Here is a 12836-nt window from a genome sequence, read left to right as displayed (position 1 = left end):
GTTTTCTGCCATGCCAAGGAAACTAGATGAGTACCGTCAGCACGCCACTATCCGGCGTCAACCAGCCACTCAAGGGCATCGCGCTCATTGTTCTGGCCACATTTCTGTTTTCAAGTCACGACACCATTTCCAAATACCTGTCCGGGTTTTATCCGATCTTCATGGTCGTTTGGGTCCGCTATGTAGTGCATACGCTACTGATGGCCGGGATTTTCATGCCTTCGGCAGGCCTGCGGGTGCTGCGTACCAAGCGCTTGAAGCTGCAAATAATGCGTGCGTTGTGCCTGTTGGGCACCAGTTTGTTGTTCACCACCGGATTGATGTACATCCCGCTGGCTGAGGCAACTGCCGTCAACTTTCTTGCGCCGCTGTTGATTACTGCCCTGTCAGTGCCGCTGCTGGGAGAGCATGTCACGCGTAAACAATGGGCAGCAGTGCTTGTGGGCTTTGTTGGCGTACTGATTATTGTGCACCCCGGCGGAGAGCTGTTTACTCCAGCCAGCCTGCTACCTCTGGGATCTGCGACGTTATTTGCTTCCTATCAACTGCTCACCCGAATGGTCAGCGCGCATGACAGCCCGACCACCAGCAATTTCTTTGCAGGGTTGTTCAACAGCCTGGTCATGACCGCACTCCTGCCGTTTTTCTGGACTGCGCCGGAACTCAAGCATCTGCCGTTCATGCTGGCGCTGGGAGCGTGCGGGATGGTTGCTCACTTGCTGCTGACTCAGGCTTTTCGTTATGCCGCGCCCGCGATGCTGGCGCCGTTCAGCTACTGCCAGATCGTGTTTGCAGGTTTGTTGGGTTACCTGGTGTTTGGTCATGCGCCCTCGTTGACTGCGCAACTGGGCATCGCCGTCATCTGCCTGAGTGGGCTTGCTGCGGCCTGGCAGCAACGAACCAGGACTTGATGGATTCGGACTTTTCCGAAAAGCGATGGGGTGAAATGCCTTGATATACACCATCGCGCCCCCATTGAACTCGTAGCGCTTTTGAAAAGCACATTTCTTGTATTGCGAATGCAACTGGAGAATCGCTATGTATCCTGATGTTCAGCTCTTTATCGACGGTCAATGGCGTGCAGGCCAGGATGGTCGCACCCAGCCAGTCATTGATCCCGCTACCGGCCAGCAACTGGGCACTGTTGCACACGCCAGCATTGCTGACCTCGATGAAGCACTGGCGGCCACCGAGCGTGGTTTCGCGACATGGCGCAAGACCTCCGCCTACGATCGCTACAAAACGATGCAAAAAGCCGCGCATTTATTGCGTGAGCGCGCAGATTCCATTGCCCGGATCATGACGCAGGAGCAGGGTAAGCCGTTGGCCGAAGCCCGCGCTGAAGTACTGTCGGGTGCGGACGTAATCGAGTGGCTGGCCGAGGAGGGGCGTCGCAGTTATGGCCGTCTGGTTCCTTCCCGCGGCGCAGACGTTGAGCAGAAAGTCGTCAAAGAACCTGTAGGACCAGTCGCGGCGTTCACGCCGTGGAATTTCCCGATCAACCAGATCGTGCGCAAATTGTCTTCCGCGCTGGCGGCAGGCTGCTCGATCATCATCAAGGCTCCGGAAGAAACCCCGGCATCACCTGCTGAATTGATCCGCGCTTTCGCAGATGCCGGCGTGCCAGCCGGTGTCATTGGTCTGGTGTACGGAAACCCCGCAGAAATTTCCTCATACCTGATTGCTCACCCGGTCATTCGCAAAGTGACATTCACCGGCTCGACTCCGGTTGGCAAGCAGCTCGCCGCGCTTGCCGGGCAGCACATGAAGCGCGCAACGATGGAGTTGGGCGGTCATGCACCGGCGCTGGTTTTTGACGATGCGGATGTCGACCTCGCCGCGCGCGTGCTGGCAACTGCCAAGTTCCGCAACGCCGGTCAGGTCTGTGTGTCGCCGACCCGTATTCTGGTTCAGCGCGGTGTATACGAAGCGTTTATCGAGAAATTCGTTGGGCTGACCCGGGAAATCAAGGTCGGTAACGGCCTCGATTCGACGGTAACCATGGGGCCGGTCGCCAATGATCGTCGTATTCCGGCGCTGGTTGCATTGGTCGATGACGCTAAAGCTTCAGGTGCAACACTTAACGCAGGCGGGAAAGCTATCGAGGGGCCTGGCTACTTCTTCGAACCGACTGTACTCAGTGGTCTGACCCCTGAAATGCGCATCATGAACGAAGAGCCGTTTGGTCCTGTTGCCCTGGTGGTGCCGTTCGACACCGTGGAAGAGGCGATTGCCGAATCCAATCGAGTGCCATTTGGTCTGGCTTCGTATGCCTTTACCACATCGATGAAGACTGCTCACGCGCTGAGCACTGGCATTGAAGCGGGCATGCTTTCAATCAACCATCAGGGCATCGGCTTGCCGGAAGTCCCGTTCGGTGGCATCAAGGATTCAGGCTACGGCTCTGAGGGTGGTACCGAGGCAATCGAGGCTTACCTGAACACCAAGCTGGTGACTCAGTTCAACCTCTAAGCGCTTGGCTATAACAAAAAGGCCGCCAGTTCCCTGAGGAGCTGGCGGCCTTTTTACGTGTGATTTTGACGGGTCACTCGGTAGCTTGTAGCCCTTGCTGCTTCATCACCAGATTCTTTTCTTTCTTGTACTGCAACGCGACGGCGGGCGGCGGATTGCTTTTGCCTGTCTCCATCCATTGGCGTATGCGACTTGCATCTGCAAAGTGAGTGTATTTGCCGAATGCATCAAGGATCACCATCGCGACAGGACGATTGGCCATGCTGGTCAGCAGCACCAGACAGTGACCAGCCTGATTGGTAAAGCCGGTCTTGGTCAGCTTGATATCCCAGTTGGATTTACGAACCAAGTGGTCAGTGTTACTAAAGCCCAGGCTGTAGGTTGGCTTGCGGAATGTGACGGTTTTTTCCGGCGTGGTGCTCAGCTCGCTGAGGGCCGGATATTTACGCGACGCGAGCAGCAGTTTGGTCAGATCGCGCGCAGTCGAAACGTTGTAGATCGAGAGACCGGTCGGCTCGACATACACCGTATGTTTCATGCCCAGTGCCTTGGCTTTGGCATTCATTGCCAGAATAAACGCTGCATAGCCGCCCGGATAACTATGGGCCAGACTTGCAGCCGCGCGGTTCTCGGAAGACATCAAGGTGATCAGCAGCATTTCACGGCGGGGTAGTTCGCTGCCCAGTTTGACTCGCGAGAACACGCCTTTCATTTCTGGCGTTTGCGAGATATTGACCGGGATGACTTCATCCATGGACTGTTTGGCGTCCAGTACAACCATTGCCGTCATGAGCTTGGTCACAGAGGCGATGGGTACGATGACGTCTGGATTGCTGGAATACAAAACTTTATCGGTCTGCAGGTCAACGAGCATCGCGCTGCCGGATGCCAGATGAAGTAGAGAAGGATCACGATTAAGTGGGGCAGGGTCGTTCGCGGAGACACTGGTAGAAAGTGCCGGGCCTGCAAGTGCAAATAAAAGGCCCAAAATATGAAGACGAATTTTCAAGAGCGAGGCTCACTAAGAGTGGAGTGTGGCATTCACACGGGGTAGAGAAACTGCTCGGCATTTTATGAGGAGGCCTGACCACTGTCGATGGTTGTTGTAGGGAGTTTCACTAATAAATGTAAGATTTAAGTTTTGCCCCAGCGGTTGAAAAATCGTCCTCGGTAACAATAGTCATGGTATCCAGCGCCCGCACCGATTAGCATTCCATGCCATCGATAGCTGCCAATACAGGCCGAAGGAGTCGCGTAATGCCCAAAGGGTTTATCAGCAAGGATTACGTTGTTTTAGTGATAGTTGCCGGTGCAATAGCGGTTCTGTTGATGGGTGCAGGTTTCTTCTCGCGGCCCGCAGACTGGGTGGGCTGGGTACAGGCAACAGGCTTGATTATTGGCATGATGGTTGCCGTTGCCGTTCCTGGCATCCAGCGTAGTCAGGAAGCTGCAGTGCAGCGCAAAGCCATGCGCGACGGGCAGATTGGGTACGCCAGACGCATGCAGTATCTGTGTGGAGAGCTCAGCGAGTTGCTGGGCAAAATCAATCTGAGCCTGAATCACCTGCGTGCTACCGACCGGCATCGCATGAAGTATGTTCTGGAGAACTATCTGCACCGCCTGTTCGAGTCCCACAAGCATGACCTCAATGACGACCGCGTGGTGATTGCCTACGAGTTGCGTCAGGTGGCCAGTGACCTTATCGACGAGCTGGAAAGTGGTCGTTCGGATCGGGTGGTGTTCATGAGTATGGAAAAGCGCCTGCAGAAACTCGCCCACCGTTGTCAGGTCAATGCTGCAATGGCGGAGCGTCTCTGATATCGGCAGGATATAGAGACGTAAAAAAGCCCGCATCAGGGGACCAATGCGGGCAAGAGGGTGTGCGGAGCAACGCACAATTCAGAGAGTTTCAGCCGGTCGAACTACCAGCCTGGCGCCGGGCCGGGCTGTGATGAGGATGTCTGTTAGCTGTTTAGCTGGCGGTCTTCGAATAGTTCAGAGCGTGCCTGGGCAGCATTCAACGATGCAAACGGGCCGCTGACGGGCTCACCGTTGTGCACCAGATACCAACAGGCCAGCAGACCTTGGGCTCTAAGCGCCTGGGGAACTGCGCTGCCTACCACGGACATGATTTTGAGTGTGCTCATAAGTGCCTCCAACAATCTATGGCGCTACTCTACGGGGTCACTGGACACAGCAGAAATCAACGCTCTCGATAGTGGACATTGATGAACAGAAGGCCGACGCAATGTTTGCCAATACGGTTCAGTCGACGACCTGATCCAGTATGGCGATCACTTCTTCATCAGACAGCATGCCTTTTTCAACCAGATTCTGCGCCATCAGCGCAACAAACTTCGCGGTGCGGTGGCCTTCCAGGCTCTTGAGCTCAGTCAAGGCGCTGTAGACCTTGTTTGACGTACAGAGTCCGAATGTTCGGTGTGGGTTCTGTGTCGGCATATTGAATTCCTTATTGTTATGACGAACTGAGCGGTGAGGTCGGTGAAGAGTTATACGCTGGCTCGTGGTTAGAGAATGGACTGTTAGCAGGCTATCGTCTTTGATCAACCAAACTTGAGTTTTACTGAAGTCGTTACCTTTCCACTGGCGAAAAAAAGCCCCGCCGGGTGAGGGCGGGGCTGTTTATCAATGATTACCAGCGACCGCGGTCGTAATAGCCGCGCGGTGGGCCGTAATAAACGGGTGGGGGGCCGTAATAGCCAGGCGGTGGACCATATACGCGCACTGGTGGTGGCGCTACAACCTGATAGGCCGGCTGATAATAGACTGGCTGCGGCGGAGCCTGAACATACACGGGTTGTTGAACATAGACCGGCTGCTGCTCGACATAGACCGTTCTGTCGCGACCGGACGATACCGCAGCGCCGACCACGCCACCTACGATTGCACCCACAACTGCCGGGCCCGCCCAGCCACGGCCGCCGCCATGGGCATTCGCCTGGCCGGCCATGGCCAGAGCAGCTAACAACAAGGCAACCTTGGGGATTTGACGAATCATGACTGTTCCTCACTTTCAACCCGTTGTCGCGAGCCTGCGTCACTCTCAAGCACTGCCACGGGATAACTCTTAAGACAGCGCTTTGCGGAAAAACTGCGAAGCCGCTGAGTAAATTTTGTGTAAGGTACTTTTGTATAAAGAACCGGGCGACTTTCATCGCGTCGCGTTACGGTGCAGATATTACGCCTTCAGGCGAGGCATTTACTAATACCGTTCAGGAGAAAAGCATGCCTGTCATCCCTGACAAGGAAACTGTTTTGTGTATGTCCCTCGCCGCAAGACCAGGCAACTTCGGCGTTCGTTTTCATAACTACCTTTATCAGCAGTTGGGTCTGAATTTCTATTACAAGGCTTTCAGCCCTTCGGACCTGCCGGCTGCAATCGCAGGAATGCGCTCACTGGGAATTCGCGGCTGCGCTGTCTCTATGCCGTTCAAGGAAGCAAGCATCCCGTTGATTGACGAAATGGATCCCTCTGCGGTTGCCATTGCATCGGTCAATACCATTGTTAATACCGCGGGCCATTTGAAGGCCTACAACACTGACTATATTGCCGTTGCTCAATTGATGGACAGCCGAGCCGTTCCACGCACTGCGTTCGCCTTGCGTGGCAGTGGCGGCATGGCCAAAGCTGTAGCGTTCGCCATGCGTGAATCGGGCTTTACTGATGGCGTCATTATTGCCCACAACGAAGAAGCCGGTCGGGCGTTGGCGCAATCCTGCGGCCTGCGTTGGCAGGCAGCTCTGGGGGATGAGCGGCCGCCATTACTGGTCAATGTCACGCCGTTAGGCATGATCGGTGCTCAGGCCGATGAGCTTGCGTTCAGCCTTGACGCCATCGACGCGGCAGATACGGTGTTCGACGTCGTGGCCAACCCGGTGAATACACCGCTAGTCGAAGCTGCGCGCGCCAGAAAAAAGCGAGTCATCAGCGGCGATGAAGTGGCGGCGATTCAGGCGCTGGAGCAATTTGTGCTGTACACCGGGGTGCGTCCAGGTGACGAGTTGTTTCAGCAAGCTGCCGCGTTCGCCCGGGCGGGATGAGGGTAATATCCTGCCCGGGTGGGGCCTGGCGGGGAGGGGTTATTCGAGCTTAGCCAGACGCTCTTCGAGTGCCGCAACGCGCGCCTCAAGTTCATCCAGGCGCTCGGTGCTAGCGTTGCTAGCTGAAGAGGCGCGTTCTGGCTGGCTTTGCCGGGCTGCGAGGATTTCCTGCAGATCATCAGCATTGCCCAGCGTATGCATGTAACGGTCTTCGCGCTGTCCTGACTGGCGTGGCAGCAGAATCGCCAGCCCTCTGGCAATCAGTCGTTCCAATTGATGGACGACTTGCTCGCTGTCTTCGAAGTCATGCATCCGGTTGCTACGGGTCAGCAGTTCGTTGACCGTCTGTGGGCCGCGCAACAGCAAAAGCCCGGTCAGAATCACTTGGGCGGGGACCAACTCCAGGGTTTTATCGACGCGCTGTTCCCAGCGATCGGCACGACTGCCCATGACCAGCCGAACCAGGCCGCGGCCTTCCAGTGCGCGCAGGCTTTGGCCAACCGGGCCGGGGTTAAGGTTCATTACAGGATCGCGGCTGGTTTTCTGGTTGCAGGCAGTGACCAGCGCGTTGAGGGTAAGCGGATAGGTCTCCGGGCTGGTAGCCTGCTTTTCGATCAGACAGCCCAGAATGCGCACCTCGGTGCTGCTCAGATTTAGCGCATCGGGTTGTTCGGCAGGACTGTTCGAGGACTGTTCTGTGGACATGGCTCTTTCCGTAGGCGATGGCGGGAAGACAGCCTAGGGTGTGCGGGGGATTATTTCCAGCGCAACGATCAGTCGGCGGATGTCAGTTGAAAACAGCCACAGCGCGCTTGGCCACACATGCCTATAATCAGGCACTTTCTTATAAGGAACTGTCATGACTATTTCTCTGTACTCCGCTTCTGTCCCGGTTTTCCAGCAGATGCTTAACGCGTTGAGCCAGATCCTGACTAAAGCCGAAGCGCACGCCACGCAGAAAAACATTCAGCCTGAAGCGCTGCTGCAGGCACGTCTGTATCCAGACATGCTGAACTTCACTCGTCAGATTCAGATCGCTGTGGACTTTGCCAAAGGCGCATCGGCACGTCTGGCTCAGGTCGAAATGCCCAAGTACGACGACACTGAAACCAGCTTCGCTGAGCTTCAGGCGCTACTGGCGAAGACTCTGGACTTCATCGGCAGCATCAAGCCAGAGCAGATCGACGGCAACGAAGAGATTGAAATCGTTCTTCGCCCGGGCACCCCTAAAGAGAAGCGCTTTACCGGCCAGACTTACCTGTTGAGCTACAGCCTGCCGCAGTTCTTCTTCCACGTGACCACCGCTTACGACCTGCTGCGCCACAATGGCATTGAAATCGGCAAGCGCGATTTCATGGGCACTGTTTAAGTCTTTACGTCCTAGGCCGTGTCGGTGAACAGCTTCTGTCGGGCGCCCTCGGTAATCGCAACGATGCCGGGGTGCTTGACCTTTCGCTCCACCGAAATGGCATAAAACGACTCGGTCACGGCATCTGTCTGGCCGAGTAGCTGCACGCCATACTGCGCCTGCACTTCATCGGCAATCACGCTCGGGGCGACGAATATCCCGCTGCCTGACTTACCGAAGGCCTTCATCAGTGCGCTGTCGTCGAACTCTCCAACTATTCTCGGCTGAACCTTCAACTCTGCGAACCAACGCATGAGTCGACTGCGCACTACGGTTTCCTGCCCGGGAATCAGCAGCGGTGCCCCCTGCATGCCGAAGGGGAAGTCTTGCCCATAGCGCTCAAAAAGCTCCTCAGTGGCAAAAAAGCTGATCCCGCATTCGCCCAGCTTCTGGCTGTAGCCTTTGATGTCCAGATGAGGAGGCATCGGACTGTCAGAGATCACCAGATCCAGTCGCTGAATCGCCAGGTCAGCCAACAGCCGCTCAAGTTTGTCCTCCCGGCAGGTGATGCGCATCGGTTCGCTCAGCTCCATGGTCGGCGCAATCAGCCGGTACACGATGGACTTGGGTACCACGTCGGCGACGCCAACGCGGAACAATATCTGCGGCTCATCCGGCTGCGCTCGCAAGATAGACTCCAGCTCGTTACCAAGCTGAAACATCTGTTCGGCATAGGGCAGGGTGAGGCGGCCGGCTTCGGTGAGCTCCAGCTGTCGACCTACACGCTGAAACAGGTCAACGCCCAAGGACTGTTCCAGCAGGCTGATCTGGCCGCTGATAGTCTGGGCCGTGAGATTTAACTGGTCGCAGGCGCGTACGATGCTGCCGGTTTTAGCGACCACCCAGAAATAATGTAACTGTCGGTAGTTGAGCATTGAAATTTCTCAGTTCGGTATTGCCGAAGTATACCGCTTAAAAATACGAATTTTCCTGATGGTTAGATCTCTCTAGAATGCTGGCCTATCGCCGGAGCGGTAAAAACCGGTTAAATTTTCGAGGCTTCAGATGATTAAACCTCTCTATGCTGCATTACTGGCTGTACCGTTGTTAGTGTTGGCGGGCTGTGACCAGATTGAAAGTTCCAGTAAACAACTGCTGAACACTGCAACTGACTCAGCCAAACAGGCTATCGACGATACTCACAAAGCCGCAACAAAAGCTCTGGATGATGCCAAGCAGGACTTGTCCATGGCTGAGCCCAAGGCAGAGCAGAAAGACGAAGAAAGCAAGAAAGAAATCTGACCTTTATCACTGACTGAATCAGGGCAATACACATGGAATACCTGTTAGAACTCGCTTCAAGCCCCGCTGCATGGATTGCCTTGGCCACTCTGGTTGTCATGGAAGTCGTACTGGGCATCGATAACCTGATTTTCATCTCCATTCTGACCAACAAGCTTCCCGCTCACCAGCAGCTGAAGGCGCGTCGCCTGGGTATCGGTATGGCGCTGTTCCTGCGTCTGGGCTTGCTCAGCACCGTCGCGTGGATTGTGCAGCTCACCGAGCCGGTGATTGAAATTCTGGGTCAGGTGTTCTCCTGGAAAGACATGATCCTGATCGCAGGTGGTCTGTTTCTGGTCTGGAAAGCCACGACCGAGATTCACCATAGTGTCGATATCAAGACTGAAGAAGAGAAGAAGCTGGACACCACTATTACCCTCAGCATGGGTGCCGCGATCAGTCAGATTCTGATCCTGGACCTGGTGTTTTCCATCGACAGTATCATCACCGCTGTCGGCATGACCGAACACTTGCCGATCATGATCATCGCTGTGGTATCTGCCGTGATCGTGATGTTGGTGGCCGCTGAGCCTTTGGCCAAGTTCATTAACGACAACCCGAGCGTTGTGATGCTGGCGCTGGGCTTCCTGATCATGATTGGTATGACGCTGATCGCAGAAGGCTTCGGTGCTCACGTACCTAAAGGCTACATCTACGCGGCAATGGCGTTCTCTGCCTTCATCGAAATCCTGAACATGATGTCCCGCAAGTCGAAGCTCAAGAAAGAGGCGGCCGCTCAGGCATCAAAAGCCTGATAGCCGTTGGCGACACCTAATAGCTGAAAAGCAAACGGCCGGTATGAAGACTATTCATACCGGCCGTTTTTTTGCATGCTCAGTGGGCCGGTGCGTGTGGGCGGCCCTTGATCGACTTCAGCGGTTTTGTTAACACGGCTGGTGCGGTCGGCGCGCTGCGTTGATGGTGACGACGGGCAATCCTCATCACACCCCATAGCATGGCAGTGGCCACGGCCAGCCATGCGGAGATCAGCATCACGATTGTCATTTCCAGGCTCATACGTCCTCCACGGACCCTGCTTTTTCATCTACGGTCCTGATAATCGACAGTCTAGTCCGTGGCATGTTTCCGTTAGTTGACCAGTGGTCGAACTTCATGACTAATTTGATCTATGCACGCCTCTGCATTGTGCATTGAGGCTATACCCCGACCCCGGCGCGTCCTATTATCTTGTCCGAGCCGGACCGTGGGTTGTCCGGCGCTTGTTGAAGTGAGTGAAAATGTCGCCGGTCTCTCTTTTTTTTCGTACAGCTGGCCTTAAGCGTCTCGGAATACTCGTTGCCGTTTTACTGACTCTTGGTGGTTGTGCTTCGGCTTTGACGCCTGAAGTCAAACGCCTGCCGGACCGCGTAGAACTCAATAATGTGCCGTTCTTCCGCGGTAACGCCTATCAAAGTGGGCCCGGTGCGCTGGCGAGCATGTTGTCCTATCAACGCGTGCAGATAACCCCTGGGTTACTGGATAAATCGTTGCAGTTGCCCGGCGGCGAAGCCGGACTTGAGCAGAATATGCAGCAAGTCGCGCGACAGTACGGCTTTCTGGTTTACCCGCTGGACTCCGGTCTTGCGTCGCTACTGACTCAGGTGTCAGCAGGCTACCCGGTCATGGTGCGTTTCGCCGAAGGCGCGGTGTTTACCGAGCCCCGTTACGGCGTGCTGGTGGGCTACAACCGAATCAAGCAAACAGTCCTGCTTCACGCGGGCATGAATCGACACTTACTGATGAGTTTCAGCAGTTTTACGTCGGCCTGGGAAAAGGCGGGGAGTTGGGCTGTTCTGATTCAAAGTCCGCGTCAATTGCCCGCCAATCTGGATGAGCAACGCTGGTCGAAGGCAGCCAATGATCTGGCTCAGGCGGGGCAGGAGCAAGCGGCTGGTGAAGCGCTGAAGACACTCAAAGCCCGTTGAGTCCGCAGGGCGGCGCCTCGTCTGGCGCCGCCCTTGCAATCAAAAGCCGAATTTGTCTCTGAGGCTGTAGTACCAGGCACCCAACGCGGTGAGCGGCGTGCGTAGCAGTTGTCCGCCGGGGAAGGGGTAGTGCGGCAGTCCGGCAAAAGCGTCAAAACGCTCGGCCTGTCCACGTAAAGCCTCAGCGAGCACTTTGCCCGCGAGATGGGTGTACGTCACACCGTGGCCGCTGCAGCCTTGGGAGTAATAGATGTTGTCACCCAGGCGTCCGACCTGCGGCAGTCGCGACAGGGTCAGCAGAAAATTGCCTGTCCATGCGTAATCAATCTTCACGTTCTTGAGTTGCGGGAACGCCTTGAGCATTTTCGGACGAATGATCGATTCGATGTTCGCCGGATCGCGCGCGCCATACACCACGCCGCCGCCGAAGATCAGGCGTTTGTCCGCAGACAGTCGGTAGTAGTCCAGCAAGTAGTTGCAGTCTTCGACGCAGTAATCCTGAGGCAGCAGCGTTCTGGCCAGCTCTTCATTCAGCGGCTCGGTGGTAATCACCTGAGTGCCGCAAGGCATCGACTTGGCGGCCAGCTCCGGCACCAGGTTGCCCAGATAGGCATTCCCGGCGACGATCACAAAGCGTGCTTTGACCCTGCCTGATTCCGTATGAACAACCGGATTGGCCCCACGATCAATCCGTACGGCAGCAGACTGTTCGTAGATAACGCCGCCCAGCGATTCCACGGCAGCCGCTTCGCCCAATGCCAGATTAAGCGGGTGGATATGGCCGCCGCTCATGTCGAGCATGCCGCCAATGTATTGATCAGAAGCAACCACTTCGCCCATACGACGCTTGTCCAGCAACTCAAGCTGGGTGTGACCATAGCGTTCCCATAGACGTTTCTGGGCTTCCAGATGACCCATTTGCTTGTCGGTGATGGCGGCAAATACTCCGCCGTCCTTCAGGTCGCACTGGATCTGATATTTAGCGATACGCTCGCGGATGATTGCACCGCCCTCGAACGCCATTTGCCCAAGCAACTGGGCCTGCCGAGGGTCGACAGTGCGTTCAATGACATCAATATCGCGGCTATAGCTGTTGACGATCTGCCCGCCATTACGCCCTGAAGCCCCAAAGCCGACTTTTGCGGCTTCCAGTACTGTCACCTTGAAGCCGTGCTCAAGCAGAAACAGGGCGCTGGAAAGGCCTGTATAGCCTGCACCAATGATACAAACGTCAGTTTCCACATCACCCTGCAACTGCGGGCGTTCCGGAACCGGGTTCGCCGAAGCCGCGTAATAGGACTGCGGATAAGGAGTGTTCGCCATCCTACAACCTCCGTTTAATATTTTTTACGAATGGCCCGATCCTACCCGAGATCAAATATCTCCACCAGCCAGCGGCTAAACAAAGAAGGGAAAACAGGGAAGGCAAAAAAATTTGCATATTCATGGAGTTAGCGCGAAAAAAGGTGTTGACACACATTTGAATATCCGTAGAATGCCGACCCACAGCAGGCGCGTAGCTCAGTTGGTTAGAGCACCACCTTGACATGGTGGGGGTCGCTGGTTCGAGTCCAGTCGCGCCTACCAAACAAAATCCGGTCCTGCTGCCGGTACAGAAGGGCCCGCCGAGAGGTGGGCCCTTTTTTGTTGCCCGTTTCAAAAATCGATTTGCAAAACTTTTGCAAAAC

Annotated in this window: 16 protein-coding genes and 1 tRNA gene; 9 read left to right on the top strand and 8 right to left on the bottom strand. The window is 55.5% G+C overall.

Going from position 1 to position 12836, the window contains the following annotated elements:
* Window positions 1-26: 26 nt before the first annotated feature.
* Window positions 27-911, top strand: a complete 885-nt coding sequence (locus KDX30_RS00820) for a DMT family transporter (RefSeq protein WP_122703713.1) — start codon at window positions 27-29, stop codon at window positions 909-911.
* Window positions 912-1038: 127 nt separating this feature from the next.
* Window positions 1039-2472 carry an NAD-dependent succinate-semialdehyde dehydrogenase gene (locus tag KDX30_RS00815; RefSeq protein WP_099268791.1) on the top strand — a complete coding sequence of 478 codons (1434 nt, stop codon included), beginning with the start codon at window positions 1039-1041 and terminating at the stop codon, window positions 2470-2472.
* A gap of 73 nt (window positions 2473-2545) precedes the next feature.
* On the opposite strand, the gene pbpG is transcribed toward KDX30_RS00815, so the two are convergent.
* Entirely contained in the window at window positions 2546-3481 is a 936-nt protein-coding gene (gene pbpG, locus KDX30_RS00810) for a D-alanyl-D-alanine endopeptidase (protein WP_099268792.1), read from the bottom strand.
* A gap of 248 nt (window positions 3482-3729) precedes the next feature.
* Between pbpG and KDX30_RS00805 the strand changes: the two genes are divergently transcribed.
* The gene (locus KDX30_RS00805; RefSeq protein WP_027899066.1) at window positions 3730-4290 is read left to right on the top strand and encodes a hypothetical protein; all 561 of its coding nucleotides are present in this window, start codon (window positions 3730-3732) and stop codon (window positions 4288-4290) included.
* A gap of 146 nt (window positions 4291-4436) precedes the next feature.
* Here KDX30_RS00805 and KDX30_RS00800 read toward each other — a convergent pair whose 3' ends face one another.
* From KDX30_RS00800 to KDX30_RS00790, 3 genes are all read right to left on the bottom strand, one after another.
* Window positions 4437-4619 carry a hypothetical protein gene (locus tag KDX30_RS00800; protein ID WP_027899067.1) on the bottom strand — a complete coding sequence of 61 codons (183 nt, stop codon included), beginning with the start codon at window positions 4617-4619 and terminating at the stop codon, window positions 4437-4439.
* 118 nt (window positions 4620-4737) lie between these two features.
* Entirely contained in the window at window positions 4738-4932 is a 195-nt protein-coding gene (locus KDX30_RS00795; RefSeq protein ID WP_027899068.1) for a hypothetical protein, read from the bottom strand.
* Window positions 4933-5125: 193 nt separating this feature from the next.
* Window positions 5126-5491, bottom strand: a complete 366-nt coding sequence (locus tag KDX30_RS00790; protein WP_027899069.1) for a hypothetical protein — start codon at window positions 5489-5491, stop codon at window positions 5126-5128.
* 227 nt (window positions 5492-5718) lie between these two features.
* On the opposite strand from KDX30_RS00790, the gene KDX30_RS00785 reads away from it, so the two are divergent.
* Entirely contained in the window at window positions 5719-6534 is an 816-nt protein-coding gene (locus tag KDX30_RS00785) for a shikimate 5-dehydrogenase (protein ID WP_231674676.1), read from the top strand.
* A gap of 39 nt (window positions 6535-6573) precedes the next feature.
* Here KDX30_RS00785 and KDX30_RS00780 read toward each other — a convergent pair whose 3' ends face one another.
* Window positions 6574-7239 (bottom strand): YceH family protein, encoded by a 666-nt coding sequence (locus KDX30_RS00780; protein ID WP_099268794.1) that lies wholly within the window; start codon window positions 7237-7239, stop codon window positions 6574-6576.
* A 154-nt stretch (window positions 7240-7393) separates the two neighbouring features.
* Between KDX30_RS00780 and KDX30_RS00775 the strand changes: the two genes are divergently transcribed.
* Window positions 7394-7903: a DUF1993 domain-containing protein gene (locus tag KDX30_RS00775; protein ID WP_099268795.1), complete on the top strand. Its 510-nt coding sequence runs from the start codon at window positions 7394-7396 to the stop codon at window positions 7901-7903.
* A gap of 11 nt (window positions 7904-7914) precedes the next feature.
* On the opposite strand, the gene nhaR is transcribed toward KDX30_RS00775, so the two are convergent.
* Complete coding sequence (gene nhaR / locus KDX30_RS00770) at window positions 7915-8817, bottom strand: transcriptional activator NhaR (RefSeq protein ID WP_231674675.1); 903 nt, start codon at window positions 8815-8817, stop codon at window positions 7915-7917.
* A 130-nt stretch (window positions 8818-8947) separates the two neighbouring features.
* Between nhaR and KDX30_RS00765 the strand changes: the two genes are divergently transcribed.
* Both KDX30_RS00765 and KDX30_RS00760 read left to right on the top strand, forming a co-directional pair.
* Window positions 8948-9184 (top strand): hypothetical protein, encoded by a 237-nt coding sequence (locus tag KDX30_RS00765; protein ID WP_027899074.1) that lies wholly within the window; start codon window positions 8948-8950, stop codon window positions 9182-9184.
* Window positions 9185-9216: 32 nt separating this feature from the next.
* Entirely contained in the window at window positions 9217-9978 is a 762-nt protein-coding gene (locus KDX30_RS00760) for a TerC family protein (protein ID WP_027899075.1), read from the top strand.
* 79 nt (window positions 9979-10057) lie between these two features.
* Here KDX30_RS00760 and KDX30_RS00755 read toward each other — a convergent pair whose 3' ends face one another.
* Window positions 10058-10240, bottom strand: coding sequence for a hypothetical protein (locus tag KDX30_RS00755; protein WP_122394724.1), 183 nt, complete (start codon window positions 10238-10240; stop codon window positions 10058-10060).
* Between the two features lie 221 nt (window positions 10241-10461).
* On the opposite strand from KDX30_RS00755, the gene KDX30_RS00750 reads away from it, so the two are divergent.
* The gene (locus KDX30_RS00750; protein ID WP_231674674.1) at window positions 10462-11148 is read left to right on the top strand and encodes a peptidase C39 family protein; all 687 of its coding nucleotides are present in this window, start codon (window positions 10462-10464) and stop codon (window positions 11146-11148) included.
* A gap of 39 nt (window positions 11149-11187) precedes the next feature.
* Here the strand turns inward: KDX30_RS00750 and KDX30_RS00745 are convergent, their stop codons facing one another.
* The gene (locus KDX30_RS00745; protein WP_122703699.1) at window positions 11188-12471 is read right to left on the bottom strand and encodes an NAD(P)/FAD-dependent oxidoreductase; all 1284 of its coding nucleotides are present in this window, start codon (window positions 12469-12471) and stop codon (window positions 11188-11190) included.
* Between the two features lie 187 nt (window positions 12472-12658).
* Here KDX30_RS00745 and KDX30_RS00740 point away from each other — a divergent pair.
* Window positions 12659-12735 (top strand) — tRNA-Val (locus KDX30_RS00740).
* The last annotated feature ends 101 nt before the right edge of the window (window positions 12736-12836 follow it).

Source organism: Pseudomonas quasicaspiana, assembly GCF_021147825.1.
GTDB lineage: Bacteria > Pseudomonadota > Gammaproteobacteria > Pseudomonadales > Pseudomonadaceae > Aquipseudomonas > Aquipseudomonas quasicaspiana.
The sequence above is the reverse complement of the archived record's forward strand: the minus strand, read 5'-3'. Positions and strand labels throughout refer to the sequence as shown.

Excerpts from the sequence above, each read along its gene's own strand:
- KDX30_RS00815 (WP_099268791.1), top strand. The coding sequence starts at position 1,039 with ATGTATCCTGATGTTCAGCTCTTTATCGACGGTCAATGGCGTGCAGGC.
- KDX30_RS00805 (WP_027899066.1), top strand. The coding sequence starts at position 3,730 with ATGCCCAAAGGGTTTATCAGCAAGGATTACGTTGTTTTAGTGATAGTT.
- KDX30_RS00760 (WP_027899075.1), top strand. The coding sequence starts at position 9,217 with ATGGAATACCTGTTAGAACTCGCTTCAAGCCCCGCTGCATGGATTGCC.
- KDX30_RS00775 (WP_099268795.1), top strand. The coding sequence starts at position 7,394 with ATGACTATTTCTCTGTACTCCGCTTCTGTCCCGGTTTTCCAGCAGATG.
- KDX30_RS00750 (WP_231674674.1), top strand. The coding sequence starts at position 10,462 with ATGTCGCCGGTCTCTCTTTTTTTTCGTACAGCTGGCCTTAAGCGTCTC.
- KDX30_RS00745 (WP_122703699.1), bottom strand. The coding sequence starts at position 12,471 with ATGGCGAACACTCCTTATCCGCAGTCCTATTACGCGGCTTCGGCGAAC.
- KDX30_RS00820 (WP_122703713.1), top strand. The coding sequence starts at position 27 with ATGAGTACCGTCAGCACGCCACTATCCGGCGTCAACCAGCCACTCAAG.
- KDX30_RS00755 (WP_122394724.1), bottom strand. The coding sequence starts at position 10,240 with ATGAGCCTGGAAATGACAATCGTGATGCTGATCTCCGCATGGCTGGCC.
- KDX30_RS00790 (WP_027899069.1), bottom strand. The coding sequence starts at position 5,491 with ATGATTCGTCAAATCCCCAAGGTTGCCTTGTTGTTAGCTGCTCTGGCC.
- KDX30_RS00800 (WP_027899067.1), bottom strand. The coding sequence starts at position 4,619 with ATGAGCACACTCAAAATCATGTCCGTGGTAGGCAGCGCAGTTCCCCAG.
- KDX30_RS00780 (WP_099268794.1), bottom strand. The coding sequence starts at position 7,239 with ATGTCCACAGAACAGTCCTCGAACAGTCCTGCCGAACAACCCGATGCG.
- KDX30_RS00795 (WP_027899068.1), bottom strand. The coding sequence starts at position 4,932 with ATGCCGACACAGAACCCACACCGAACATTCGGACTCTGTACGTCAAAC.
- nhaR (WP_231674675.1), bottom strand. The coding sequence starts at position 8,817 with ATGCTCAACTACCGACAGTTACATTATTTCTGGGTGGTCGCTAAAACC.
- KDX30_RS00785 (WP_231674676.1), top strand. The coding sequence starts at position 5,719 with ATGCCTGTCATCCCTGACAAGGAAACTGTTTTGTGTATGTCCCTCGCC.
- KDX30_RS00765 (WP_027899074.1), top strand. The coding sequence starts at position 8,948 with ATGATTAAACCTCTCTATGCTGCATTACTGGCTGTACCGTTGTTAGTG.